Genomic DNA, 26,632 nt, shown 5'->3' with positions numbered 1-26,632 from the left:
TTAATGTTTTCCGGTGCTGCCGAAGCCGCCGGCGCCGCGCTCGCTGGTGCCGAACTCCTCGACCACCCTGAACCCGACCTGGAGCACGGGAACGATCACCAGTTGCGCAAGGCGCTCCATGGGATTGAGTGTGAATTCACCCTGTCCCCGGTTCCATGTCGATACCATCAGCTGTCCCTGGTAGTCGGAATCAATCAGGCCGACCAGATTGCCGAGCACAATGCCATGCTTGTGGCCGAGGCCGCTGCGGGGCAGGATCATGGCCGCGTAGCCGGGATCCCCGATGTGGATGGCAAGACCGGTCGGCACGAGCTGCGTCTCGCCCGGCCGCAGCACCAGCGGGGCGTCGATGCAGGCACGCAGGTCAAGGCCGGCGCTGCCCGGGGTGGCGTATGCCGGCAGCTGCTCCTTCATGCGCGGGTCGATGATCTTGACGTCTACAGTGTTCATGTTTGTTCAGGATATTGTCAATCTTCCGGCGCGAGGCCGGCGCTTACGAAACGATACAGTGGTGGCCCGGCTCACGCCAGGCGGGCGGCGATCTCCGCGACCAGCAGTCGCGCAAGGGCCTGCTTCGCAGCGCGGGGCAGATGCCTGTGGCCATCCTGGTCGAAGAGCACCAGTTCATTCTCGTCGCTGCCGAAGGTTGCATGGCCGATGTTCCCGACCAGCAGCGGCACCTTCTTCCTGCGGCGTTTCTCCTCGCCGTACTGCAGCAGGTTTTCCGATTCCGCCGCAAAGCCGACGCAATAGGGCGCAGCGGGCAGCGCCGCGACGCTGGCGAGGATGTCGGGGTTCTGCTCGAACTGCAGCGACGGCACGTCGCCTGCCGCCGTCTTCTTGAGTTTCTGGGCGCTGGCATTGGCCACCCGCCAGTCGGCGACAGCCGCGACCGCGATGAACACGTCCTTGCCGTCCACCTGCGAGAGCACCGCTTCATGCATCTCGCGGGCGCTGCGCACGTCGATCCGGCGCACGCCAGAAGGCGTGGCGAGGGCGGTGGGGCCGGCGACCAGGGTCACCTCTGCGCCGGCTTCCCTTGCCGCCCGGGCGACCGCGAAGCCCATCTTGCCCGAAGAGAGATTGGTGATGCCGCGTACCGGATCGATCGGCTCGAAGGTGGGACCGGCGGTCAGCAGCACCCGCTTTCCCGCCAGGACCTTGGGCTGAAAGGCGGCAATGATCTCGGCCAGCAGTTGCTCCGGCTCGAGCATCCGGCCCATGCCGGTTTCGCCGCAGGCCTGTTCCCCGGCGCCCGGGCCGAGCACCCGGATGCCGTCCTCGCGGATGCGGGCGACATTGCGCTGGGTGGCGGGGTTGAGCCACATCTCGACGTTCATTGCCGGCGCGACCAGCAGCGGCACCGAAGCCGGACGGGCGACGCACAGCGTGGACAGCAGGTCGTCGCAGGCGCCGTGCGCCAGCTTGAAGATGAAATCGGCCGAGCAGGGAGCGATCACCAGCGCGTCAGCATCGCGCGTGAGGTCGATGTGCGCCATGTTGTTGTCGATGCGCGCATCCCACTGGCTGCGGTAGACCGGTTGGCCGGACAGGGCCTGCATCGTCACCGGCGTGATGAAATGTTCGGCGGCGTCTGTCATCACCACCTGCACCCGCGCGCCGGATCTGATGAGCGCGCGCGTCAGTTCGGCTGCCTTGTAGCAGGCGACGCCTCCGCTGAGGCCAAGTACGATGCGTTTGCCGGCGAGATCCATGCCTAGTCCTGAAGTGAGGTCGAGGTCCGCTGTCGGACATCCGGGACCTGCGTCCCGGCGTAGTGTAGCAGTTGTCGCAATCCGCTATTTGCCGACACGCCGCAGCTCGTCGATGATGAACAGCGCAGCGCCGCCGACGATCGCCATGTCGGCGACATTGAACGCCGGCCAGTGCGGCAGCTGCGAGTTCGGGACGTAGAAGTCCAGGAAGTCGATCACATGTCCGTACAGCACGCGATCGATCAGGTTGCCGATCGCGCCACCGAGGATCATCGCCAGGGCCCAGCAGAACAGGCGCTGCCCGGCGTGGCGCTTGAGCAGATAAAGGATGAACACGACGGCGGCAACCGCGATCGCCGTGAAGAACCAGCGCTGCCAGCCGCCCTGCCCGGCGAGGAAGCTGAACGCGGCGCCCCGGTTGTAGGTCAGCACCAGGTTGAAGAAGGACGTCACCGGAAGCGAGTCGCCGTAGGCCAGCATCCGGGTGATGGTGACCTTGGTGACCTGGTCGATCAGGACGATGATGGTGGCGATACCGAGCCAGGGCAGGAGGCTGGATTTCGGATTCGCGGACAGGGTCTTGAAGCTCTTTTGTTTGGCCATTTCAACTGGATCAGGTGCCGCTCCCGTCCCGGGAGCGGCGGGTTTAGGCAAAGGTTCGGGCTTCGCCCTTGCCGAACAGGTTGCTTACGCAGCGGCCGCAGATGCCGGCGTGCTCGGGATGCGCGCCGACGTCGGCGCGGTAGTGCCAGCAGCGTTCGCATTTCTGCTGTGCCGACGGCGTGACGACGACCGCCTCATCCGCCTCGGAAGCGACCCGGGTAACCCGTGCCTGCGAAGTGATGAACACGAACTTGAGGTCGTCGCCGAAGCTGGCCAGCAGATCGAACCTGTCGCCGCTGGCCTTGATCTCCAGTTCCGCCTGCAGCGAAGAGCCGATCCCGCCTGCCGCGCGCAGTTCTTCCAGCTGCTTGGTGACGGACGCACGCACTTCGCGCAACGCGGCAAACTTCTTCAGCAGCGCCGGCCCGTCCGCGAGCGCGGGCAGCGGATAGTAGGTCTGTGTGAAGATCGTCTCGTCGCTCCGTGCATAACCGTCCGCGCCGGCAAACACCGCCCAAGCCTCCTCGGACGTGAACGACAGTACCGGCGCCATCAGCCGCAGCAGGGCCTGGGTGATGTGCCAGATGGCGCTCTGGGCCGAGCGGCGCGCGATGGAATCGGCGCCGCCGGTGTACAACCGGTCCTTGAGGATGTCGAGGTAGAAACCGCCCAGGTCTTCCGAGCAGTAGCCCTGCAGCTTCGCCACCACCGGGTGGAACTCGAAATCCTGGTAGTGCCCCAGGATCTCGTCCTGCAGTTCGGCCATGCGCGCAATCGCGTAGCGGTCGATCTCGAACAGTTTCTCCACCGGCAGCAGGTCCTTCTTCGGGTCGAAGTCGGAGGTGTTCGCCAGCAGGAAGCGCAGGGTGTTGCGGATACGGCGATAGGCCTCGACCACGCGCTTGAGGATCTCGTCCGAGATGGACAGCTCGCCGGAGTAGTCGGTGGATGCCACCCACAGGCGCAGGATCTCGGCGCCCAGCGTGTCGGACACCTTCTGCGGCGCCACCACGTTGCCCTTGGACTTCGACATCTTCTTGCCTTCGCCGTCCACCACGAAGCCGTGGGTCAGCAGCGCCTTGTACGGCGGACGGCCGTTGATCATCGACGACGTCAGCAGCGAGGAATGGAACCAGCCGCGATGCTGGTCCGAACCCTCGAGGTAGAGGTCGGCGGGGAACTGCGACTGCTCTGCATGCGAGCCGCGCAGCACCGTCTGGTGGGTGGTGCCGGAATCGAACCAGACATCCAGCGTGTCCTTGTTCTTCACGTACAGGTCGGCTTCCGCACCGAGCAGTTCCTTCGGGTCGAGCGCCTGCCAGGCTTCGATCCCGTGCTCGCCGACGCGCCTGGCGACTTCCTCGAGCAGCTCGGGCGTGCGCGGATGCAGTTCGCCGGTTTCCTTGTGGACGAAGAATGCCATCGGCACGCCCCACTGGCGCTGGCGGGACAGGGTCCAGTCCGGCCGGTTGGCGATCATGCCGTGCAGCCGCGCCTTGCCCCAGCTCGGGAAGAACGCGGTGGCCTCGATGCCCGCCAGCGCGGTTTCGCGCAGCGTCGGGCCGCCATCCTTCGGCATGCGGTCCATGCCGGCAAACCACTGCGACGTGGCGCGGTACACCACCGGGGTCTTGTGGCGCCAGCAATGCATGTAGCTGTGGTCGAACATCACCAGCTTGAACAGGGCGCCGACCTCTTCCAGCTTCGCGCAGATCGGCTTGGATGCCTCCCAGATCGTCATGCCGCCGAAGAACGGCAGCCAGGACGCATACTTGCCGTCGCCCATGACCGGGTTCAGGATGTCCTCGTCCTTCATTCCGTGCGCCTTGCAGGAGTTGAAGTCCTCGACGCCGTAGGCGGGCGAGGAGTGGACGATGCCGGTGCCGGACTCGGTGGTGACGTAGTCGCCGAGGTAGACCGGGGAATAGCGGTCGTAGCCCTTGTCGAGCTGGGCGAACGGATGGCGGAAACGGATTTCGGAGAGCGCCTCGCCACGGGTCGTCGCGATGATCTCGCCCTGCAATGCATAGCGCTGCAGGCAGTCGCCGACCAGGTCCTTCGCCAGCAGCAGCAGCAGGGGTTCGCCGTTGCGCTCGGTGCGCACCAGCGCGTACTCGATCTCCGGATGGACGTTGAGCGCCTGGTTGGCCGGGATGGTCCATGGCGTCGTCGTCCAGATGACCGCGTAGCCGCGTTGCAGCGGCAATTGCGGCAGGCCGAAGGCCGCGGCGAGCTTGTCCGGCTCGGCGAACGGGAAGCCGACGTCGATGGCCGGGTCGCGCTTGTCCTGGTATTCGACTTCGGCCTCGGCCAGCGCCGAGCCGCAGTCGAAACACCAGTTGACCGGCTTCAGGCCGCGGTAGACATAGCCCTTCTCCAGGATGGTGCCGAGCGCGCGGATCTCGTCGGCCTCATTGCTGAAGTTCATGGTCTTGTACGGGTTGTCCCATTCGCCGAGCACGCCGAGGCGGATGAAGTCCTTCTTCTGGCGCTCGATCTGCTCTGCCGCATAGGCGCGCGACTTCGCCAGCACCTCGGCCGTCGGCAGGTTCTTGCCGTACTGCTTCTCGATCTGGATCTCGATCGGCATGCCGTGGCAGTCCCAGCCCGGCACGTACTGCGCGTCGAAGCCCGCCATGTTGCGGCACTTCACGATCATGTCCTTCAGGATCTTGTTCACCGCGTGGCCGATATGGATGTCGCCGTTGGCGTACGGCGGGCCATCGTGCAGGATGAACTTGGGGCGCCCCTTGGAAGCCTTGCGGATGCGCTGGTAGATCTTCTTTTCCTGCCATTCCTTGACCCACTTCGGCTCACGCTTGGCAAGGTCGCCGCGCATCGGGAAGGCGGTTTCGGTCAGGTTGACCGGATACTTGTTTTTTTGCTCGGACATGTCGGTTTATATCGTAAAAATGCGGTGGATCGGGCGGGCTGGGCAGGCGGTCGATCGTCAAATTCGGTCGGTCGCCGTCATCGCGAGCGCCGCCCGCTCGCGGAAGAATGCGCGCGCCTGCTGCACATCGTTCTCGATGGCGGCGGTCAGCGCGGGCAGGTCGCCATACTTCTGCTCGTCGCGCAGCTTCTTCAGGAACTCGACCCGCACGATGCGCCCGTAGCATTGCTCGTGATAGTCGAAGAGGTAGGTCTCCAGCAGCACCCGGCCGCTGTCCTCGACCGTCGGCCGCACGCCCATGCTGGCAACGCCCGGCAGCGGCTGGTCGCCCAGGCCGTGCACCTGGACCACGAAGATGCCGGACAGCGCCGGACGCTTGTGGGCGATGCGCAGGTTCATGGTGGGGAAGCCGATGGTCCTCCCCAGCTTCTTGCCATGGGTGACGTGACCGGAGATCGCATAGGGATGGCCGAGCAGCTGCGCGGCCAGCCCGAAGTCGCTGGCCGCCAGCGCGGCGCGCACCGCGGAGGAGGAGATGCGGGTGCCTTCGTTGAGCACCGCCGGCAGGGCCTCGACATGAAAGCCGTGCTTGCGGCCGGCCTCCGTCAGCCGGGCCACGTTGCCCGCGCGCCTGGCGCCGTAGCAGAAATCCTCGCCGACCATCAGCCATTTCACGTGCAGGCCGTCGACCAGCACCTTCTCGACGAAGTCTTCCGGCGACATTGAAGCGAAATGTGCATTGAAATGTTCGACGATCACCCGGTCGATCCCGGCGTCGGACAGCGATTGCAGCTTGTCGCGCAGGTTGGCGATGCGGGCGGGCGCCCGCGCCAGGTCACCCGCGGCGCGCGCGAAGAACTCGCGCGGGTGCGGCTCGAAGGTCATGACCGCCGCTTCGATCCCCAGCCGCCCCGCAGCCTCGCGCACCCGGGCCAGCAACGCCTGGTGGCCGCGGTGCACGCCGTCGAAGTTGCCGATCGTCAGGGCGCAGGGCGCGCGTGACGCGGCATTGGGAAGTCCGCGGAATACCTTCATTGGGAATAGGCGGGAAACGTTCGCAAAACCTGAGATTATAAATGCATTCGCCGCTTTTCCTGCCCGGCAATCCCCTGCAGCGGATTTTGCCGGTAATACTGGCGCAGCAGGTCGAAGACCGCCGGGTAGTCCCGTGCCAGCGGCGCGGGCAGCACGAAGAAGGCCTCCGAGGCGACCGCGAAGAACTCCGCCGGGTGCCTTGCCGCGTACGGGTCGAGCGGCAGGTCGGCTGCGAGCGCGTCATACAGTGCCGCATGCGCCGGGTTGTCATCCGCATAATCTTCCGGCAACTGGTCTTCCAGCATCTCGACCCGCGCGCAGAAGTCCCGGTACGCCTCGGCAAAGGCAGTGCGCCACCGGCGCGGCGACAGTCCGGCGTGAAACGCGGGCAGGAGCGGTGGCGAACCATTTGCCGCGCCGTTGCCCATGTCGATCTTGTGAGCGAATTCATGGATCACGACGTTATAGCCGGCGGTGTCGTTCTGTTGCGCATCTTCCCACGACAGCACCACGGCGCCTCCGGCATCGATGGCCTCGCCGGACACCGGCTCATGCCATTCATGCACCACGCCGGCCTCGTCGACCTCGGTCTGCGGAATCATGAAGGCGGCCGGATAGACGATGACGCCGGCCATGTCGCGATACAGGTCCAGCGTCAGGTTAAGCACCGGCAGGGTGGCCTGGGCCGCGATCAGGACCGCGGTCTCGTCGTCAAGTGCAAGGCCGTCGGCGCCGCTGAAGGATTTCTGGCCGAGCAATTCCTCGGACAACGCCTTCAGCCGCGCGAGGTCCTCACCCGGCAGCCGCGCCAGGAAGTCCAGCCGCTCGACGCAGTACTGCCACAGGGGATCGGGGATATGCGGCGCCTGCCGCCTGAAGAGTCGTGTCAGCCATTCCATTCCGGCATTGTCGCGCAATTCCGCCGGGCGCCGGGTGGAATCATTGGTAGCCGCCCATGAAATGGTCGAGCAGGCTGCTCATGTTGCCGACGCCGCCGCGCGGCACGTGTCCGTCCGGCGTCAGCTGGTCGATCAGGTCGGGGAGCATGGCGCTCAGGCGTTCGGCCACCTCCGGCTCGGCGTAACCGGTTTCCTCGGCGATCTGCTGCAGATGACCTTCGCCCAGCACCTGCTGCATCTGGTCCGGGCTGATCGGCAGGTTCGGGCCGGCGCCGATCCAGGAATGGATGACGCTTGCCAGTCCCGCTTCCTCGAAGCGCTCCACCAGCCCGTGCAGGCCGCCGGCCTGCCCGTTGTTGGCGATCAGGGAAAGCGCGGCCTGCAGCAGGCGCGTGCGCGAGTCCAGGAGCGGAAAATGGCTATCCCCCAGCATGTCGAACGCCCTGTCCAGCAGCCCCATGTTGCTCTCCCCCGGTCGAATGAACAAAGCCTTACCTTAGAAGAAACCCGCCGGCCGCGGTGGGGAATTCGCGGGTTGTTTGATTTGCATACATGGGGGGCGCCTGGATGCCGCGCACCCCTACATTTCGCCCCAGGCGCCGTTCAGCACCGCCAGCGCGGCCAGGCCGGCCGTCTCGGTGCGCAGCACGCGCGCGCCGAGCGAAAGGGCAATGGCGCCGCGCGCGACGGCGCCATCTTCCTCCTCGTCGCTGAATCCGCCTTCGGGACCGACGAGCAGGGCGATGGCCCGCGGCGGGTGGTGGCGCGCCCATTCGGCCAGGCTGCGCTCGGCGCGCGGGGAAAACAGGATGCGCTGGTGCAGGCAGCTCTGCCCGATCCATGTGCCGAAGTCGGCCGGTGGCGCCAGGTGCGGCAGGCGGTTGCGGCCGCATTGTTCGGCCGCCGACGCCATCACTGCCTGCCAGTGTTCCTGCTTCTTGCCGGCGCGCTCGGCAGACAGGCGGACCACGCAGCGCCGGGCAGCCAGGGGCTGGATCGCGGACGCACCCAGCTCGACCGCCTTCTCGACGATCCAGTCCATCTTGGTGCCTTCCGGCAGGGCCTGGGCCAGCGTGACGGCGTACGGCAATTCCGCCTCGCGGGGCGAAAAGGCCTTGACCTCGGCTTGGGCGCGCCGGCGGTCGAGGCCGGCCAGCACCGCCGTGTATTCGCCGCCCTCGCCGTTGAACAGCGTGATGTGCTCGCCCGGCGTCAGGCGCAGTACGTGGATGTGGTGGGCGATGTGTTCGGGCAGGGCGACGGCGGCGCCGACGGCAAGCGGAATAGGACAGTAGAAGCGCGGCATGACGGAGTGTTTTTATTTTGGCAAGGCCCCGGGCGGCAGGGGGAGGCGAGGCGGCTTCCGGGGCCGCTTCCGAATTCCGCGATTTTAATGCCGGCATGCCCGGTCTGGTAAAATACCGGGCTTTTCATGCTCCGCCGGATCGGCCGCTGGCCGGCTCCAGACCTGCCACACACCTTGCTTGCTCTGAAATGACTTCCTCTCTTCCCACCGACAAGATGGCCAACGCGATCCGCGCGCTGGCGATGGACGCAGTACAAAAGGCAAATTCCGGTCACCCGGGCATGCCGATGGGCATGGCAGAAATTGCCGTTGCGCTGTGGACCGGGCACCATCGCCACAACCCGCTCAACCCGCGCTGGATCAACCGCGACCGCTTCGTGCTGTCGAACGGCCACGGGTCGATGCTGCAGTACGCGCTGCTGCACCTGTCCGGCTACCGCCTGTCGATGGACGAGATCCGCAACTTCCGCCAGCTGCATTCCAAGACGCCGGGCCACCCGGAGTACGAAATCACCGAAGGCGTCGAGACCAGCACCGGCCCGCTCGGACAGGGCATCAGCAATGCCGTCGGCATGGCGCTGGCGGAGAAGCTGCTCGCCGCCGAGTTCAACCGGCCCGGCTTCGACGTGGTCGACCATTACACCTACGTGTTCACCGGTGACGGCTGCCTGATGGAAGGCATTTCGCATGAAGTCTGCTCGCTCGCCGGCACGCTGCGCCTGAACAAGTTGATCGCGCTGTACGACGACAACGGCATCTCGATCGACGGCAAGGTCGACGGCTGGTTCACCGACGACACGCCCAAGCGCTTCGCCGCTTATGGCTGGAACGTGATTGCGGACGTCGACGGCCATGATGTGGCGGCAGTGGATGCCGCGATTGCGGCGGCGAAGAAATCCGACCGTCCGACATTGATTTGCTGCAAGACGGTGATCGGCAAAGGAGCGCCTAATATGCAGGGCTCCGACAAGGTGCACGGCGCGGCGCTCGGCGACAAGGAAGTGGCGGCGACGCGCGATGCAATCAACTGGCCGTATCCGCCGTTCGAGATCCCGGACGACGTGTACCAGGCATGGGACGCGAAGGCGCGCGGCCAGGCCCAGGAAGACGAATGGAATGCATTGTTCAAGGCGTATGGCGAGCGTTACCCGCAGGAGGCCGGCGAATTGCTGCGCCGGATGAAGGGCGAACTGCCCGGCAAGCTGGATGCCGCGATTGACGCCTACATTGCGGCCTGCGTGGACAAGAAGGAGACCATCGCGACCCGCAAGGCCAGCCAGAACGCGATCCAGGCGCTGGCGCCGGTGCTGCCGGAATTCATTGGCGGTTCGGCGGACCTGACCGGTTCCAACCTGACCAACTGGAAGGAATGCGTGCCGGTGCGCAGCGAACAGCCTGGCAACCACATCAACTACGGTGTGCGCGAATTCGGCATGGCCGCGATCATGAACGGTCTCTCGCTGCATGGCGGCTACCTGCCGTTCGGCGCGACCTTCCTGACCTTCTCGGACTACAGCCGCAATGCGATCCGCATGGCGGCACTGATGAAAATCCGTTCGGTTTTCGTGTTCACCCACGATTCGATCGGCCTCGGCGAGGACGGACCGACCCACCAGGCGGTCGAGCACGTTTCCAGCCTGCGCCTGATCCCGAACCTGGACAACTGGCGCCCGTGCGATACGGTGGAGTCGGCGGTGGCATGGCAGCAGGCGGTCAAGCGCCGCACCGGCCCGACCACGCTGATCTTCTCGCGCCAGAACCTGCCGTTCATGGAGCGCACGCCGCAGCAACTGGCGGACGTGCAGCGCGGCGGCTATGTGTTGCGCGACGCGGCGGATGCGAAGGCGGTGCTGATCGCGACCGGCTCGGAAGTCGAGCTGGCGATGAAGTCGGCGGATGCGCTGGCGCAGCAGGGCATCGCGGTGCGCGTGGTGTCGATGCCATGCACCGACGTGTTCGACCGCCAGGATGCAGCCTACAAGGCGGCCGTGCTGCCGAAGGGCCTGCCGCGCGTCGCCATCGAGGCTGGCGTGAGCGATTTTTGGTACAAGTACGTCGGGCTGGAAGGCGCCGTGGTCGGGATCGACACCTTTGGCGAATCCGCGCCGGCGGGCGTGCTGTTCAAGCACTTCGGCTTCACCACGGACAACGTGGTCGCCAAGGTGAAATCGGTTTTGGCTTAACCAACGTTCAGGAGAGAAAACCATGACGATCCGCGTCGCAATCAACGGCTACGGCCGCATCGGCCGCAACATTCTTCGCGCCCACTATGAAGGCGGCAAGAAGAACGACATCCAGATCGTGGCGATCAACGACCTCGGCAATGCGCAGTCGAATGCCCACCTGACCCGCTACGACACCGCGCACGGCAAGTTCCCGGGCACCGTGGAAGTCGATGGCGAATTCATGGTCGTCAACGGCGACAAGATCAAGGTGTTTGCACAGCGCAACCCGGCCGAAATCCCGTGGGGCGAGCTGAACGTCGACGTGGTGCTCGAGTGCACCGGCTTCTTCACCACCAAGGAAAAGGCTTCGGCCCACCTCAAGGGCGGCGCCAAGAAGGTCATCATCTCCGCCCCGGGCGGCAAGGATGTGGACGCGACCGTGGTGTTCGGCGTGAACCAGAACGTGCTGAAGGCGAGCGACACCGTGATCTCGAACGCCTCCTGCACCACCAACTGCCTGGCGCCGCTGGTCAAGCCGCTGCACGACAAGATCGGCCTCCTGAACGGCCTGATGACGACCGTGCACGCCTACACCAACGACCAGGTGCTGACCGACGTGATGCATGAGGACCTGCGCCGCGCCCGTTCCGCCACCCAGTCGATGATCCCGACCAAGACCGGCGCCGCTGCCGCCGTCGGCCTGGTGCTGCCGGAACTGAACGGCAAGCTGGACGGTTTCGCGATCCGCGTCCCGACCATCAATGTCTCGATCGTCGACCTGTCCTTCATTGCCGCGCGCGACACGACCGTCGAGGAAATCAACGCGATCATGAAGGAAGCCGCCGATGGTTCGCTGAAGGGCATCCTGACCTACAACACCGAGCAGCTGGTGTCGGTCGACTTCAACCACAACCCGGCGTCCAGCAACTTCGACGCAACCCTGACCAAGGTCTCCGGCCGCCTGGTGAAGGTCTCGTCCTGGTACGACAACGAGTGGGGCTTCTCCAACCGCATGCTCGACACCACCGTCGCGCTCATGTCGGCCAAGTAATTCCGCCCGCACCAAGGAAAACGCCCCGCTTGCGGGGCGTTTTTCATTGACGGCTACTCCGGCCCGAACACCTGCTCCCACAGTTCGCGCACGCAGCCGCTGTCTTCCGCCACGCGTTCCGCGTCCACCCGCGCCCGGTCGCTGCCCTGCAGCCGGATCTGGTGCTGCAGCTTGCGGAAGCGCCGGTAGGCATCGGCCACCTTCGCCGCAAGGGCCGCATCGACCAGTCCGAGCTCGCCCGCCAGCCGCAGCAGCGCGATATTGCCGATGTCGGCCGTCAGCTGCGGGAAGCGCGCCGCCTCCCGCAGGACCAGGAACTGCACGATGAACTCGATATCGATCATGCCGCCCGCGTCATGCTTGAGGTCGAACTGCGCAGAACGGTTTGGATGGGCGTCGTGCAACCGCCGCCGCATGGCCAGGACTTCCTGGCGCAGCCGGTCCGCGTCGCGCGGCTGGCGCAGCACTGACTCCCGGATCGCCTCGAAGCGAGCCCCGATCTCGGTATCGCCGGCACAGAAGCGGGCGCGCGTCAGAGCCTGGTGCTCCCATACCCAGGCCGAGCCCGCCTGGTACTTTTCGAACGCCGACACGCGCGAGACCAGCAGACCGCTTGCACCGTCCGGCCGCAGGGCGACATCGATGTCGAACAGGATGCCGGCCGGCGTATGCGTTGTCATCCAGGTGATGAAGCGCTGTGCCAGCTTCGCATACAGCGCCGGCGCTTCCGGGTCCTCGTCGTCGTACAGGAAGATGACGTCCAGGTCGGATGCGTAGCCGAGTTCCTTGCCGCCCAGCTTGCCATAGGCGATCACCGCGAAACGCGGCACCTCGCGATGGCGGTTGCCGATGGCCTTCCACACCGCCTTGACCGTCGCATCGACCAGGATGTCGGCCAGCGCGGACAGGTGGTCGGCCAGCTTCTCCACCGTCAGCCTGCCCTCGAGGTCCTGCGCCAGCAGCCGGAACAACTGGGCATGGTGGAGGTCGCGCAGCACGTTCATCTGGTGCTCGGTATCGCCGTCCGCGTCGTCCAGCTGCCGCTGGACATCCTGGGCGAAGGCCGGCCAGTCGGGCGCAGTATGAAGATGGCGCAGGTCCAGCAGCTCGTCCAGCAGGATCGGATGCCGGGTCAGATACTTTGCTGCCCAGTCGCTCGCGGCCATCATGCGCACCAGCCGGCTCAGCGTCTGCGGGTATTCCGTCAGCAGCGCCAGGTAGGCCGCGCGGCGCGCGATCGCCTCGAGGAAGTCGAGCAGGCGGCCGAGCGTCGCATTGCGGTCGCCGTTGTTCTCGGCGACGATGGGCAGGGCGGCGCTGACGAGCGCGGCCAGCCGCGCGCGGCTGGCATCCGGCAGGGATTGCAGGCGCGAGGACTGCGCCATGCCCAGGACCCGGCGCGCCGCGCTGCCGGGGTCGGCAAAACCGAGCGAACCCAGGTGGTTCTCCACCGCTTCGGCGTTGTCGGGATCCGCCAGCACCGCCTGCACCTGGGCGATCGCGTCCGCCTGCTCCGGCACCGCCTGCTCGCTGGTCTTGTCGGCGAACATAGCGTCGAATTGCGCCGCCACCTTGCCGCGCTGGCGGTCCAGTTCGGCGAGCAGCGATTCGGCGTCGGGGTAACCCATCATCTTCGCCACCGTCAGCTGGTCGTCCGGATTGGACGGGATGCTGTGCGTCTGGGCGTCGTCGAGGTATTGCAGGCGATGTTCGAGGTTGCGCAGGAAGGTATAGGCCTCCAGCAGCTCGGCGACCTCTTCCTCGGTCATCAGCGCCTTCGCGGCCAGCGTGCGCAGGGTGTTGCGGGTCGACCGGTCGCGTAGCGACGGGTCGCGCCCGCCGCGGATCAACTGGAAGACCTGGGCGAGGAATTCCACCTCGCGGATGCCGCCGCGGCCGAGCTTGACGTTGTTCGCACGTCCCGGATGGCGGGCCTCCTGCCGCTTGACCTCGGCCCGGATCTGCGCATGCATGTTGCGCAGGGCCTCGATCGCGCTGAAGTCGAGATAGCGGCGGTAGACGAAGGGGCGCACGATCTGTTCGAGTGCGGCAATGTCCTGTTCGCGGCCGGTCATGGCGCGCGCCTTGACCCAGGCGTAGCGTTCCCATTCCCGCCCCTGGACGACCAGGTATTCCTCGACCATGCCGAAGCTTGCCGCCAGCGGGCCGGAATTACCATTCGGGCGCAGCGCCATGTCGACCCGGAAGGTGAAGCCGTCCTCGGCGATCTCCGACAGCGCCGCGATCAGCTTCTTGCCGAGGCGGACGAAGAATTCATGATTCGACAACTGCCGCTGGCCCGGAACGGTGATTGCCGTCTCGCCGTCCTCGGGATAGACGTAAATCAGGTCGATGTCGGACGACACGTTCAGCTCGTGGCCGCCGAGCTTGCCCATGCCCAGCACGATCATCTCCTGGGGCTCGCCGGTATCGCGTCCGGTCGGGGTGCCGTGGGCTTCGCACATCTCCGCATGGAGGGCGGCGAGGTGGGTGGCGACGGCAAAGTCGGCAAACGCGCTGATGGCGCCGAGCACCTCGTCCAGGTCCGCCCGCCCGTCGAGATCGCGCTCGATCAGGGCACACACGACCAGGTTGCGGACCCGCCGCATCGCCCTCGGCAGGGGCATGCCGGCCTCGGTTTCCCTTTGTAAAAGCCGAGCAAAAATGTCGGGCGTAATGGATAATCCGGCAAGCTCGGTTACCATGCGTTCGCGCGCCGGGTCGGCGTTCAGCCACCGGGAATAGAACCGCGAGGCAACGCTGCTGGTCATAAGGGATCTGGTCACAATGTCGAGGGGAGGTTAGGTGTAAGTCCGGGCCTGGCCGACGCCGGTTGCCCCGACCCGTGACAGAGGAGCATACCCGCGCGAACATCCTGTTTGCAAACTTGAATCCCGGCTATTCTACGCCGCTCGTTTTTTTGATTGATGTCGACAGACCAGAACATAACGCGCCCGGCCGTGACGCGCGTCGCCGCCGTATGGCAGGCGCTGCGAAGCTGTTATCGAATCGCTAACGCGCTGACCGCCAACACGCTCGGGCTGCTGTTCAAGGTCGTCGTCGTCCTTTACTTCCTGTTCTGTGCGCTGGTGCTCGGCCTGCGTTACATCGTCCTGCCCAATATCGATGCGTACAAGCCGACCATCGAAAGGCTGGCGACCGAGGCTATCGGCAACCAGGTGACCGTCGGCGCCATCGACGCCTCCTGGTCCGGCTTGCGGCCACGGCTCGCATTCGACAAGCTGGTCGTGCATGACAAGGCAGGCAACGCGGCACTGACGCTGCCGCATGTCTCCGGCACCCTGTCCTGGTGGTCTTTCGCGGTCGGCGACCTGCGGCTGCACCGGCTTGAAATCATCCGTCCCGACCTCGACGTGCGGCGCGACCCCGACGGACACCTGTACGTGGCCGGCATCTACATCGACGCGGGAAAGCGGGGGGACAGCCGTGGCGCCGACTGGGTGCTGTCGCAGCGCGAGATCGTCATCCGCGACGGGCGCCTGCGCTGGAACGATGCACTGCGCAAGGCGCCGGAACTGGCACTGGAAAACGTCGATGTCGTGCTGCGCAACGCCTGGCGACGCCATCGCTTCGCACTGAAGGCGACGCCACCGGCGGGCTTCGCCGCCCCGCTCGACGTACGGGCTGACTTCGAGCATCCGCATTTCGTGCATGCGATCTCGGACCCGGCGATGTGGAAAGGCGAACTCTACGCGGACCTGCGGGACACGGACCTCACTGTGTGGCGCAGCTTCGTCGACTATCCGCTTGATGTGCGCAGCGGCAAGGGTTCGGTGCGCGCCTGGCTGAATTTCGACCATGCGCGGGTTGCCGACCTCACCGCCGATCTGACGCTGGCCGGCGTCTCCGCCCGTCTCGGCGAGGATCTTGAGCCGCTGAACCTGCAAGCGGTCAGCGGGCGCATCTCGGTGCATGAAGAGTTCAACGCCGCGGTGCGCGATGGCCGCCCGACATTCGGACAGAACGGGCACCAGGTCGCGCTGACCGATTTCAGCCTGCAGACCGACGATGGACTGTACCTTCCCAGGACCACGATCTCCGAGCGCTACGTCGCCCCGCGCAACGGTCGGCCTGCCCGCACGGAAGTGCAGGCAAGGGTGCTTGACCTGCAGACCCTCGCCAGCTTCGCGGAGCGCCTGCCGATTCCGGCCGAACAGCGCCGGTTGATTGCCGATCTCGCGCCACGCGGCGTTCTTCAGGACTTCTCGGCCCAGTGGACAGGAAGCTACCCGCAGCTCGCTGGCTATAGCGTGAAGGGCCAGTTCTCCGGATTGACGATGCGCCCGCGGGCGGCAAGGGCCGGGACGGCGCGGACGGCTGCAGCGCCAGCCCAGGCCGCGATGCCGGCAATACCCGGTTTCGAGAATATCAGCGGCCGGATCGACGCCAGCGAACGCGGCGGTACGCTCGCACTTGCCGCAACGGACGCGCGCCTGCACTTGCCGGCGTGGTACGAGGATCCAATCATGGCGTTCGAGCGCCTCGATCTGCAGGCAGGCTGGAGCTTCCCCGACAACAAGCATCTTCTGCTCGACGTCCAGCGGCTGGACTTCGCACAGGAAGGCGTCAGCGCCGCGCTGTCGGGCAAGCATCGGATGAGCCTCGCACGCGCACCCGGCCAGAGTCTCGGCATAGCCGATTTCAGCGGCCGCGTGGACCGGCTCGACCTGCAGAAGGTCGGCCGCTACCTGCCGATGCAGACACCCGACACGCTGCGCCGGTGGCTGACCGGCGCACTTGCCGGCGGCGCCGCCCGGGATGTGAAGCTGAGGCTGAAGGGCGACCTCGCGCATTTTCCGTTCAACGGCAAGAGTGCGGCAGAGCGGGCCCGGGGCGAGTTCAGCGTCGCCGGCAAAATCGAGCAGGGCGTGCTCAATTACGCACCCGGCGAGCATGCCCCGGACGGCGCGTCGCCGATGTGGCCGGTGATCGACCGCATCGACGGCAGCATTCTGTTCGACCGCGCCCGGATGGAGATACAGGCCGACAGCGCGCGCAGCGCCGGCACAGCGCTTTCTAAGGTGAAGGCGGTCATTCCCGACCTGCATGCGCAGGACATGGTGCTCGATGTCGATGGCGAGGCCGCCGGCCCGCTGCAAAACCTGGTCCGGTTCACCGTCGATAGTCCGGTCGGCGGCTGGATCGGGCATTTCACCGATGAGACGAAGGCGAGCGGCAACGCCCGCCTGGCACTGAAGCTGCAACTGCCACTGCGCCACCTGCCCGATGCGAAGGTACAGGGCGGGTTGCACTTCGCCGGCAACACCGTCACCCTGCGCAATCTCCTGCCTCCGCTGGCGAACACCACCGGCAAGCTCGAGTTCAACGAAAAGGGTTTCAGCATCGGCGGCATCCGCGCCGCCTTCCTCGGCGGACCGGTCAGCCTCAGCGGCGGCACTCAGCGTGACGGGACGATCATGGTCAAGGCCGAGGGCAGCATCAGCGCAGACGGCATCCGCAAGGCATACGCTACGCCGCAGTTTCAGCGTACGGCCGAGCGCATCACAGGCGGCACCCGCTATGCGACGTCGATCAGGGTAAGGAACAAGCAGCCGGAAATCCTCGTCGAGTCGAGCATGGTCGGCATCGGGCTCGACTTCCCGGCACCGCTTCGCAAGGCCGCAGTTGAAAGCATGCCGCTGCGCTTCGAGATCACCGGCCTGCCGTCCTCGGACCCGGCACTGGCGCGGGACGAAATCCGGATGGCGCTGGGGTCCGCGATCAGCGCCCGTTACGAACGTCACAAGGAAACGAGCAAGGACGCCGGCAAGGAAGCCGCCTGGCGCGTGGTGCGCGGCGGCATCGGCGTCAACGTGCCGGCCCCGCAGCCCGACAGCGGACTGATCGCCAACGTCAGCATGGCCCGGCTCGATATCGACGCCTGGCGGCGCGTCGTCGGCTCGATGGCGACCGGTGGCCCGCAGCGGGAGGCGCGCCAATCGGATGCACTCGGGATTGCGCAGTACATCGAGCCGGAAGTACTGGCGGCGCGTGCCAATGAGCTGATTATCATGGAGCGCAAGCTCGACAACGTCGTGGTCGGCGCGTCGCATCAGAGCGATGTATGGCAGGCCAACATCGATTCCGAGCAGGCCTCCGGCTACATCACCTGGATCGAGTCGGGCTACAGCGGCGGTCTTGGACGGGTGACCGCGCGCCTGGCCTCGCTGGTGATTCCCCAATCCGCGGCGACCGATGTTTCGGAGCTGCTCGACGGCAAGGACACGGCGACGCAGATGCCCGCCATTGACATCGTCGCCGAGAACTTTGAGCTGTTCGGCAAGAAGTTCGGCCAGCTCGAACTGGCCGCCCGCAATGCGCGTGGACCCGCCGGCCGCGAATGGCGAATCAACAAGCTCGGCATCGTCAATCCCGACGGCGAGCTGAAGGCGTCCGGGCGGTGGGTGCGCAAGGACGGCGAAAACCTTTCCACCCTCAACTACACCCTCGATATCGCCGATGCAGGCAAGCTGCTCGAGCGTTTTGGCTTTGCCAACCTCCTGCGGGGCGGAAAGGGGCTCATGAACGGGGAGGTGAGCTGGAAGGGCATGCCGTTCTCACTCGACATTCCCAGCCTGAGCGGCAACCTCCAGCTGAACCTTGCCTCGGGACAGTTCCTGAAGGCCGACGCCAATGCGGCCAAGTTGCTCGGGGTGCTCAGTCTGCAGTCGCTGCCGCGTCGCCTGGTGCTCGACTTCCGCGACGTCTTCTCGGAAGGCTTCGCGTTCGACGGTGTCGCCGCGACCGCCACCATCAACCAGGGGGTCGCCCGGACCGACAATTTCAAGATGCGCGGGGTCGCCGCCACGGTCCTGATCGATGGCAGCGCCGACATTGCGCAGGAGGCACAGAACCTGCATGTCGTCGTCATTCCGGACTTCAACGTCGGCGCGGCCTCCGTGGTCTACGGCCTGGCGGTCAATCCGGTGGTCGGGGTCGGCACCTTCCTTGCGCAGCTTTTCCTGCGCGAACCGCTGACGCGCGCCTTCACGTTCGAATACCAGGTGACCGGCCCCTGGAAGGACCCGGTCGTGACCAAGCTGGCGCGCAAGCAGCCGGCGCCTGCCGGGGAGGCGCGCGGCAACGCCGGCCCCAGTGGCTGACATACAAGGAGGAAGGCATGCATGACGGCACGATGAAAGTGGCAGCGGTCCAGATGGTGTCCGCACCCGTGGTGGACGAGAATTTTGCCGTGGCGCGCCGGCTTGTCGCGAATGCGGCGGCGCGCGGTGCGGGCATGGTGCTGCTGCCTGAATACTGGCCGGTGATGGGCATGAAGGAAACCGACAAGCTCGCGCATGCGGAGCGGCCGGGGGAGGGGCCGATCCAGCGCTTCATGGCCGACATCGCCCGCGAGCACGGGATCTGGCTGGTCGGCGGCACCCTGCCGATGGCGTCGCCTGAAAGCGGCAAGGTGCTCAATACCACGCTGGTATACGACCCCCAGGGGCGACAGGCGGTACGCTACGACAAGATCCACCTGTTCAGCTTCACCCGCGGCGAAGAATCCTACGACGAGGCGCGTACCATCGTGCCGGGAAGCGTGGTCGGCCATGTCGATATGCCCTTCGGCCGTGTCGGGCTGTCGGTCTGCTATGACCTGCGCTTCCCGGAACTGTACAGGGCGCTCGGCGACTGCAAGCTGATCGTGGTGCCGGCTGCGTTCACCTACACCACGGGACGCGCCCACTGGGAGGTGCTGCTGCGCGCACGGGCAATCGAGAATCAGTGTTACGTACTGGCGGCCGCGCAGGGCGGCAACCATCGGAACGGGCGGCGGACTTGGGGTCACAGCATGCTGATCGACCCCTGGGGCGAGGTCCTGGATGTGCTGGACGAAGGCGAGGGCATCGTCTGCGGCGACGTCGACCTCGGCCACCTGCAGCGCGTCCGGGAAAGTTTGCCTGCATTGAAGCATTGCCGCCTGTAGTCCGCGCGGCACCCGTCCGGCGGCGGCACGCCGGACGACACGCGGCGGATGCTCTACAATCTGACGATCCATCTACGACGCGTGCCCGCGCCGGTGCGCAAGACCGAGACACCATGAAACTGTTCGAACCGAATCTCCAGACACTCGCCATTGCGCGGGAAACCCTGCTTGCACCGTTCGGACTCGACGAGTCGAAGCTGCTGAAAGCGCTGGCATCCATCTTCACCCACCGGGTCGACTACGCCGACCTCTACTTCCAGTTCAGCAAGAGCGAAGGCTGGGGCCTGGAGGAGGGCATCGTCAAGACCGGCAGCTTCTCGATCGACCAGGGCGTGGGCGTGCGGGCGGTCTCGGGCGACAAGACCGCGTTCTCCTACTCGGACGAGATCTCCGAGCGCGCGCTGCTCGATGCGGCCGCTGCCACCCGCACCATCGCCAGGCAAGGCGCAGGCGCGATCAAGGTTGCCTCTGCGGTGCAACCGTCCGGCGGTCGCTCGCTCTACCTGCCCAACGATCCGCTGACTTCCCTTGATGCGGCTGCAAAGGTGCAGTTGCTCGAAAGGCTTGAACGCATCGCGCGCGCGAAGGACCCGCGCGTGGTGCAGGTGATGGCCGGACTCGCCGGGGAATACGACGTGGTGCTGGTGGTGCGCAGCGATGGCGTGCTGGCGGCCGATGTGCGTCCGCTGGTACGGGTCTCGGTCACTGTGATCGCCGAGCAGAACGGACGGCGGGAGAGCGGTTCCAGCGGCGGCGGCGGGCGCTATGACTTCCGCTATTTCACGGATGAACTGCTGGAGAAATATGCGAGCGAGGCAGTACGCACCGCCGTCACCAACCTCGATGCGCGGCCGGCCCCTGCCGGCCCGACCACGGTTGTCCTCGGACCGGGCTGGCCCGGCGTGCTGCTGCACGAGGCGGTGGGACACGGTCTCGAAGGCGATTTCAACCGCAAGGGCTCCAGCGCCTTCTCGGGACGCATCGGCGAGCGCGTTGCCGCCCGCGGCGTGACCGTGGTCGACGACGGCACGATCGCCGACCGCCGCGGTTCGCTCAACATCGACGATGAAGGCAATCCGACCCAGTGTACGACCCTGATCGAGGACGGCATCCTGAAAGGCTACATCCAGGACACGATGAACGCCCGGCTGATGAAGATGCCGGTGACCGGCAACGCCCGGCGCGAGTCCTATGCCCACCTGCCGATGCCACGCATGACCAACACCTACATGCTGGCGGGCGACAAGGATCCGGAGGAAATCCTGGCGTCGGTGAAGAACGGCCTCTACGCGGTCAATTTCGGCGGCGGCCAGGTCGATATCACCAACGGCAAGTTCGTCTTCTCCGCCAGCGAGGCCTACATGATCGAAGACGGCAAGATCACGTATCCGGTCAAGGGCGCGACGCTCATCGGCAACGGCCCGGACGTGCTGAACCGGGTCTCGATGATCGGCAGCGACATGCGGCTCGACAGCGGCATCGGCGTCTGCGGCAAGGAAGGCCAGAGCGTGCCTGTCGGCGTCGGCCAGCCGACACTCAGGATCGACGGCCTCACGGTGGGCGGCACCGCATAGCGTGGCCGGCCCGGCCGGCTTGCCAAATCCTGTGAATTACTGCACTATTCCCACAACCCGACTGCAAACGGCAGAGAAATGCACTTCGCGCGCTTTTACTTTTATTTTTACTTTTGCTATTCCAGCCCGATGGCGGTGGAAAAGCGGTAAGCGCGCGAATAAAAGAGCCGACCGAATATCCTGAAAAACCGCCAGAGATGGCGGTTTTTCTTTTTGTACCCCTCGCTGACCAACATTCTGACTGGAGAAATGAACATGCCGCGCACAGACGATCTTCGCATCCGGGAGATGAAAGAACTGCTTCCGCCTTCGCACCTGATCCGCGAGTTCTCCTGTTCCGACAAGGCGGCGACCACGGCAGCAGCGGCGCGCACGGCATTGCACCGGATCCTGCACGGGCAGGACGACCGGGTGCTGGTCGTCATCGGCCCCTGCTCCATCCATGATCCGAAGGCCGCCATGGAGTACGCCCGGCGCCTGGTCAAGGAACGCGAACGCTTCGCCGCCGACCTGGAGATCGTCATGCGCGTGTATTTCGAGAAGCCTCGCACCACGGTGGGCTGGAAGGGGCTGATCAACGACCCGTACATGGACAACAGCTTCCGGATCAACGACGGCCTGCGCATGGCGCGCGAGCTGCTGCTCAACATCAATGAACTCGGGCTGCCGGCCGGGACCGAATTCCTCGACGTGATCAGCCCCCAGTACGTGGCCGACCTGATCAGCTGGGGGGCGATCGGCGCCCGCACCACCGAATCCCAGGTGCACCGCGAGCTCGCGTCCGGATTGTCATGCCCGGTCGGCTTCAAGAACGGTACCGACGGCAACGTGAAGATCGCCGTCGACGCGATCAAGGCCGCGTCCCAGCCGCACCACTTCCTCTCGGTGACGAAGGGCGGGCATTCGGCGATCGTCTCGACCAGCGGCAACGAGGACTGCCACATCATCCTGCGCGGCGGCAAGGCGCCCAACTACGATGCCGTCAGCGTCGATACCGCCTGCAAGGAAATCGCGGCAAGCGGGCTGGCATCGCGCCTGATGATCGACGCCTCGCATGCGAACAGTTCCAAGAAGCCGGAGAACCAGGTACCGGTGTGTGCGGAAATCGGCCGCCAGATTGCGGCTGGCGATACCCGCATCGTCGGCGTGATGGTCGAATCGCATCTGGTGGCGGGACGCCAGGACCTCGTTCCAGGCAAGGAGCTGACCTACGGCCAGTCGGTCACTGACGGATGCATCGACTGGGACGCCAGCGTCCAGGTGCTGGAAGGCCTTGCGGCGTCGGTGAGGCAGCGGCGCCTCCACGGCGACGAGTGAGGACGCGGGCAGGGCAGCGTAGGGAATCGGAAACGGGAGCCGCGGCTCCCGTTTTTTCGTGTGCGACGCCGTCGGGGCCGGGTCAGAACCGCTTGGTCAGCACCATCTGCTGGCCCTCGCGGCGCATCTCGGTGCGGTTGAGGAAGGACATGCCGAGCAGGATGATGTCCAGGCCCTGCTCCTGCACCATCGCATCCACCTGATGGATTTCGATATCGCCGACCTTCACCGTATCCAGCGTGACCTTGTAGGCCGGAGCAATGCCGTTCGCCGTATTGACATACCCGGTGCGGCCCCGCTTGTAGTCGATGCCGAGCCGACGCGCATCCGACGCCGGCATCGCGATCATCGTTGCCCCGGTATCGACCAGCATGCGCGCGCTGCCGCCATTGATCTGGCCTTGCACCATGAAATGCCCGCGGCCGTCGGCCGGCAGGGTCACGCTGGCGCGATCGCTGCTGGCGCGGCGGTTCACATGCTCGCCGAGGGCAATCGTCTGGCGGCGGCCGTTGACCTCCACCGTTGCGCCGGCCTCGTTGGCGGCCACCAGCTTCATTCCTTCGCCGATGGTCGCGCCGACCGCATACGTCCTGGGCGCGCCGCCACCGATCACCAGCACGGCCTTGTTGGGGAACAGACCGACCACACTGACGTCGGCCGGCTGTGCGGCGGCCGTGATGGATACGGAGAGGGCGGCAAGGCCGAGCAGGCGCAGCATGGAGAGGTCAGTCGCGGAAATTGTTGAACTCGAGCGGCAGGTCGGTCACTTCCTTGCGCAGCAGGGCGATCGCGGCCTGCAGGTCGTCGCGCTTGCCGCCGGTGACACGCACCGCGTCGCCCTGAATGCTGGCCTGCACCTTCATCTTGCTGTCCTTGATGACGCGCACGATCTTCTTGGCGTCCTCGGTCTCGATGCCGTTGCGGATCTTGATCACCTGCTTGACCTTGTCGCCGCCGATCTTCTCGACCTTGCCGATATCGAGGAAACGCACGTCCACGTTGCGCTTCACCATCTTTCCGGTCAGGACGTCCCGTACCTGAGTGAGCTGGAAGTCGCTGTCGGCATACGCCGTCAGTTCGCGCTCCTTCTGCTCGACGCGGGCATCGGTGCCCTTGAAGTCGAATCGGGTGGAAATTTCCTTGTTCGACTGGTCGACTGCGTTCTTTACCTCGACCAGATTGGCTTCGCATACGACATCGAAAGACGGCATAGTGAATCTCGCTTGCAGTAGTGTGGGGGTGCCGCCGGCCGGCGGCCTTGTCATCGGATCAACGGGTCATTCTAGCGGACAAAAAATGCGATGGCTAGCCGCTATAATGCGAGGCCTATGGCGCTCCCCCTCGAAACCGGTACCCCCCTGCAGCAGCTCAATACCTTCGGCATCGACGCCAGGGCAGATCACTATCTTCGCGTCACCGACGACAGCATGCTGGAGGAGGTGCGGCGCGACCGCGTCTTGCGCGCCATGCCCCGGCTGGTGCTGGGCGGCGGCAGCAACCTGCTGCTGACGCGCGACGTTCCCGGGCTGGTGCTGCACATGGCGACGCGCGGCATCACGATCGACCGGGAGGGCCGGGACGCGGTCCACGTGCGCGCGGCGGCAGGCGAGAACTGGCACGGTTTCGTACTGCATACCCTGGCGCTGGGTCTTCCCGGACTTGAAAACCTGTCACTCATACCCGGCAGCGTCGGCGCCGCACCCATCCAGAACATCGGTGCCTATGGTGCGGAGCTGAAGGACAGCTTCCATGCACTCCGTGCCTTCGACTTCGACACCGGCGAGATTCTCACCCTCGACCACGCCGCCTGCCGCTTCGGCTACCGCGACAGCATCTTCAAGCAGGCGCTGGCGGGTCGCGCGGTGATCCTCGACGTGACCTTCGCGCTGCCGCGGCAATGGGAACCCAACCTGCGCTATGCGGAGCTGGCGCAGGAGCTGGCGGCGCGCGGCAACAGCGCGCCGACCGCAAAGCAGGTGAGCGACGCGGTCATCGCCATCCGGACCCGCAAGCTGCCCGACCCGGCACAGATCGGCAACGCGGGGAGCTTCTTCAAGAATCCGGTGGTATCGAAGGAAGTGCGGGATGCGCTGTCGGCGCAATACCCGCTGCTGGTCAGCTATGGGCAGCCGGACGGCAGCTACAAGCTGGCGGCAGGATGGCTGATCGACCAGTGCGGATGGAAAGGCAGGAGCTTCGGCGCCGCCGGCGTCTATGAAAAGCAGGCGCTGGTGCTGGTCAACCGCGGCGGTGCGAGTGGCAGGGAGATTGCCGCCCTGGCGGAAGAAATCCGGCGCGACGTGCAGTCGCGCTTCGGTGTATTGCTTGAGCCGGAGCCGGTCTTCATCTGACACGCGCTCCGGCCAGGTGCGGGCCTGCCTGCTTCAGCCGGCGACGAAATGGCAGACGTAGTCCAGCGTTTCCAGTGTCTCGATGTCGAAGCTGGAGTTGCCGGGGACCTCGAACTGCTGTCCGCCCTCGTAGGTCTTCCACGCTTCCTCGCCCTTCAGGCGGATGCGGCACTTGCCCGCATTGAGCTCCATGATTTCCGGCGCGCCGGTATTGAAGGTCAGCGAGGAGGGGAAGATGACGCCGATGGTCTTGCGGCTGCCATCGGCGAACATCACCGTGTGCGACACGCATTTACCGTCGAAGTAGATGTTGGCCTGCTTGACGACGCTGACCTGGTCGAATTGCTTGCTCATGTCGGGTATCCCTCGGAACCGTTATCGTTATTCTTCGCTTTTCTTGCCGAGGCGCGGCAGCGCAACCGAAGGGTTCGACGCCAGCAGGCCGACCTTGCCGTAGATGCCCAGCTTGTCGCGCGTATCCGCAATGTCGAGATTGCGCATGGTCAGCTGGCCGATACGGTCCTGCGGCGAGAACGCGCCTTCGCCCTTTTCCATGGTCAGGCGTTCCGGATGGTAGGTCAGGTTGGGCGACTCGGTGTTCAGGATCGAGTAGTCGTTGCCGCGACGGAGTTCCAGCGTGACCTCACCGGTCACAGCGCGCGCGACCCAGCGCTGCGATGCCTCGCGCAGCATGATCGCTTGCGGATCGAACCAGCGCCCCTGGTAGAGCAGGCGGCCGAGACGGCGGCCGTTTTCGCGGTATTGCTCGATCGTGTCCTCGTTGTGGATGCCCGTCACCAGTCGCTCGTAGGCGATGAACAGCAGCGCCAGGCCGGGGGCTTCGTAGATGCCGCGGCTCTTCGCTTCGATGATGCGGTTTTCGATCTGGTCGCTCATGCCGAGGCCGTGGCGTCCGCCGATGCGGTTCGCTTCCATGATCAGGTCGACCGGGTTCGAATAGACGATGCCATTCAGTGCGACCGGGCGGCCTTCCTCGAAGCGGACGCTGACTTCCTCGCGCTTGACCTCCACGTCGTCGCGCCAGAAGGCGACACCCATGATGGGTTCGACGATCTTCATGCCGCTGTTCAGGTGCTCGAGGTCTTTCGCCTCGTGCGTGGCGCCGAGCATGTTCGAGTCGGTGGAATAGGCTTTCTCGACCGACATCTTGTAATTGAATCCCGCCTTGATCATGAACTCCGACATTTCCTTGCGACCGCCGAGTTCCTGGATGAAGCGGTCATCCAGCCACGGCTTGTAGATGCGCAGCGACGGGTTGACCAGCAGGCCGTAGCGATAGAAGCGTTCGATGTCGTTGCCCTTGAACGTGCTGCCGTCGCCCCAGATGTCGACGTTGTCCTCCTGCATCGCGGCGACCAGCATGGTGCCGGTCACTGCCCGGCCGAGCGGCGTCGTGTTGAAGTAGGTGACGCCGGCGGTCGACACATGGAACGCGCCGCTCTGCAGGGCGGCGATCCCCTCGGCCACCAGTTGTTCGCGGCAGTCGATCAGGCGCGCCTGCTCGGCGCCGTATTGCCGGGCCTTTTCCGGGATCGCGTTGTAGTCGGGTTCGTCGGGCTGACCGAGGTTGGCGGTGTAGGCATAGGGAATTGCGCCCTTCTGGCGCATCCAGTGCAGTGCAGCGCTGGTGTCGAGGCCGCCGGAAAAGGCGATGCCAACCTTCTGGTTGACGGGAACGGATTGAAGTATGGTCGACATGATGTGTGCTTCGCGTACGGGGTGATGGTAGTTAAGACGGTATCGTGTTCTGT

Annotated in this window: 20 protein-coding genes; 7 read left to right on the top strand and 13 right to left on the bottom strand. The window is 65.5% G+C overall.

Translation table 11 applies throughout. From position 1 onward, the window contains the following. The 8 genes from dut to VIM12_RS10675 all read right to left on the bottom strand — a co-directional run bounded on the left by dut (window position 1) and on the right by VIM12_RS10675 (window position 8,451). On the bottom strand, window positions 1–450 hold the full coding sequence (gene dut, locus VIM12_RS10710; RefSeq protein ID WP_331941619.1) for a dUTP diphosphatase: 450 nt from the start codon (window positions 448–450) through the stop codon (window positions 1–3). 71 nt (window positions 451–521) lie between these two features. Beyond that, the gene (coaBC, locus tag VIM12_RS10705) at window positions 522–1,715 is read right to left on the bottom strand and encodes a bifunctional phosphopantothenoylcysteine decarboxylase/phosphopantothenate--cysteine ligase CoaBC (protein ID WP_331941618.1); all 1,194 of its coding nucleotides are present in this window, start codon (window positions 1,713–1,715) and stop codon (window positions 522–524) included. Between the two features lie 84 nt (window positions 1,716–1,799). Next, window positions 1,800–2,318 (bottom strand): signal peptidase II, encoded by a 519-nt coding sequence (gene lspA, locus VIM12_RS10700; RefSeq protein WP_331941617.1) that lies wholly within the window; start codon window positions 2,316–2,318, stop codon window positions 1,800–1,802. Window positions 2,319–2,361: 43 nt separating this feature from the next. Continuing rightward, window positions 2,362–5,211, bottom strand: coding sequence for an isoleucine--tRNA ligase (gene ileS / locus VIM12_RS10695; protein WP_331941616.1), 2,850 nt, complete (start codon window positions 5,209–5,211; stop codon window positions 2,362–2,364). 57 nt (window positions 5,212–5,268) lie between these two features. Then, window positions 5,269–6,246 carry a bifunctional riboflavin kinase/FAD synthetase gene (locus tag VIM12_RS10690; RefSeq protein ID WP_331941615.1) on the bottom strand — a complete coding sequence of 326 codons (978 nt, stop codon included), beginning with the start codon at window positions 6,244–6,246 and terminating at the stop codon, window positions 5,269–5,271. Between the two features lie 35 nt (window positions 6,247–6,281). Next, a complete protein-coding gene (locus VIM12_RS10685; protein ID WP_331941614.1) occupies window positions 6,282–7,145 on the bottom strand; it encodes a M90 family metallopeptidase in 864 nt (287 codons plus the stop codon). A 40-nt stretch (window positions 7,146–7,185) separates the two neighbouring features. Further along, a complete protein-coding gene (locus VIM12_RS10680; protein WP_331941613.1) occupies window positions 7,186–7,605 on the bottom strand; it encodes a YidB family protein in 420 nt (139 codons plus the stop codon). A gap of 120 nt (window positions 7,606–7,725) precedes the next feature. Beyond that, window positions 7,726–8,451 carry a 16S rRNA (uracil(1498)-N(3))-methyltransferase gene (locus VIM12_RS10675; protein WP_331941612.1) on the bottom strand — a complete coding sequence of 242 codons (726 nt, stop codon included), beginning with the start codon at window positions 8,449–8,451 and terminating at the stop codon, window positions 7,726–7,728. A 188-nt stretch (window positions 8,452–8,639) separates the two neighbouring features. On the opposite strand from VIM12_RS10675, the gene tkt reads away from it, so the two are divergent. Together tkt and gap are read left to right on the top strand one after the other, a co-directional pair. Further along, entirely contained in the window at window positions 8,640–10,634 is a 1,995-nt protein-coding gene (gene tkt, locus VIM12_RS10670) for a transketolase (protein ID WP_331941611.1), read from the top strand. Window positions 10,635–10,656: 22 nt separating this feature from the next. Next, window positions 10,657–11,667: a type I glyceraldehyde-3-phosphate dehydrogenase gene (gap, locus tag VIM12_RS10665; protein WP_331941610.1), complete on the top strand. Its 1,011-nt coding sequence runs from the start codon at window positions 10,657–10,659 to the stop codon at window positions 11,665–11,667. Window positions 11,668–11,720: 53 nt separating this feature from the next. On the opposite strand, the gene glnE is transcribed toward gap, so the two are convergent. Then, on the bottom strand, window positions 11,721–14,438 hold the full coding sequence (gene glnE, locus VIM12_RS10660) for a bifunctional [glutamate--ammonia ligase]-adenylyl-L-tyrosine phosphorylase/[glutamate--ammonia-ligase] adenylyltransferase (RefSeq protein ID WP_331941609.1): 2,718 nt from the start codon (window positions 14,436–14,438) through the stop codon (window positions 11,721–11,723). Window positions 14,439–14,627: 189 nt separating this feature from the next. Here glnE and VIM12_RS10655 point away from each other — a divergent pair, with 189 nt between their 5' ends. The 4 genes from VIM12_RS10655 (at window position 14,628) to aroG (ending at window position 22,509) form a co-directional block, all read left to right on the top strand. After that, on the top strand, window positions 14,628–18,791 hold the full coding sequence (locus VIM12_RS10655; protein ID WP_331941608.1) for a YhdP family protein: 4,164 nt from the start codon (window positions 14,628–14,630) through the stop codon (window positions 18,789–18,791). A 17-nt stretch (window positions 18,792–18,808) separates the two neighbouring features. Further along, a complete protein-coding gene (locus VIM12_RS10650) occupies window positions 18,809–19,618 on the top strand; it encodes a carbon-nitrogen hydrolase family protein (RefSeq protein ID WP_331941607.1) in 810 nt (269 codons plus the stop codon). A gap of 113 nt (window positions 19,619–19,731) precedes the next feature. Further along, window positions 19,732–21,192, top strand: a complete 1,461-nt coding sequence (gene tldD, locus VIM12_RS10645) for a metalloprotease TldD (RefSeq protein ID WP_331941606.1) — start codon at window positions 19,732–19,734, stop codon at window positions 21,190–21,192. A 255-nt stretch (window positions 21,193–21,447) separates the two neighbouring features. Next, window positions 21,448–22,509 (top strand): 3-deoxy-7-phosphoheptulonate synthase AroG, encoded by a 1,062-nt coding sequence (gene aroG, locus VIM12_RS10640; protein WP_331941605.1) that lies wholly within the window; start codon window positions 21,448–21,450, stop codon window positions 22,507–22,509. 82 nt (window positions 22,510–22,591) lie between these two features. Here aroG and VIM12_RS10635 read toward each other — a convergent pair whose 3' ends face one another. After that, window positions 22,592–23,227, bottom strand: a complete 636-nt coding sequence (locus tag VIM12_RS10635; protein WP_331941604.1) for a retropepsin-like aspartic protease family protein — start codon at window positions 23,225–23,227, stop codon at window positions 22,592–22,594. A gap of 7 nt (window positions 23,228–23,234) precedes the next feature. Continuing rightward, on the bottom strand, window positions 23,235–23,720 hold the full coding sequence (locus VIM12_RS10630; RefSeq protein WP_331941603.1) for a YajQ family cyclic di-GMP-binding protein: 486 nt from the start codon (window positions 23,718–23,720) through the stop codon (window positions 23,235–23,237). Between the two features lie 117 nt (window positions 23,721–23,837). Here VIM12_RS10630 and murB point away from each other — a divergent pair, with 117 nt between their 5' ends. After that, on the top strand, window positions 23,838–24,860 hold the full coding sequence (murB, locus tag VIM12_RS10625) for a UDP-N-acetylmuramate dehydrogenase (RefSeq protein WP_331941602.1): 1,023 nt from the start codon (window positions 23,838–23,840) through the stop codon (window positions 24,858–24,860). A 33-nt stretch (window positions 24,861–24,893) separates the two neighbouring features. On the opposite strand, the gene VIM12_RS10620 is transcribed toward murB, so the two are convergent. Beyond that, complete coding sequence (locus tag VIM12_RS10620; protein ID WP_331941601.1) at window positions 24,894–25,214, bottom strand: pyrimidine/purine nucleoside phosphorylase; 321 nt, start codon at window positions 25,212–25,214, stop codon at window positions 24,894–24,896. Window positions 25,215–25,241: 27 nt separating this feature from the next. Further along, the gene (gene argG / locus VIM12_RS10615) at window positions 25,242–26,579 is read right to left on the bottom strand and encodes an argininosuccinate synthase (protein WP_331941600.1); all 1,338 of its coding nucleotides are present in this window, start codon (window positions 26,577–26,579) and stop codon (window positions 25,242–25,244) included. Window positions 26,580–26,632 lie beyond the last annotated feature (53 nt).

Origin of the sequence: Noviherbaspirillum sp. (genome assembly GCF_036563305.1) — a bacterium.
Lineage (GTDB): Bacteria > Pseudomonadota > Gammaproteobacteria > Burkholderiales > Burkholderiaceae_D > Noviherbaspirillum.
This window is presented reverse-complemented; position numbering and strand designations above follow the sequence as displayed.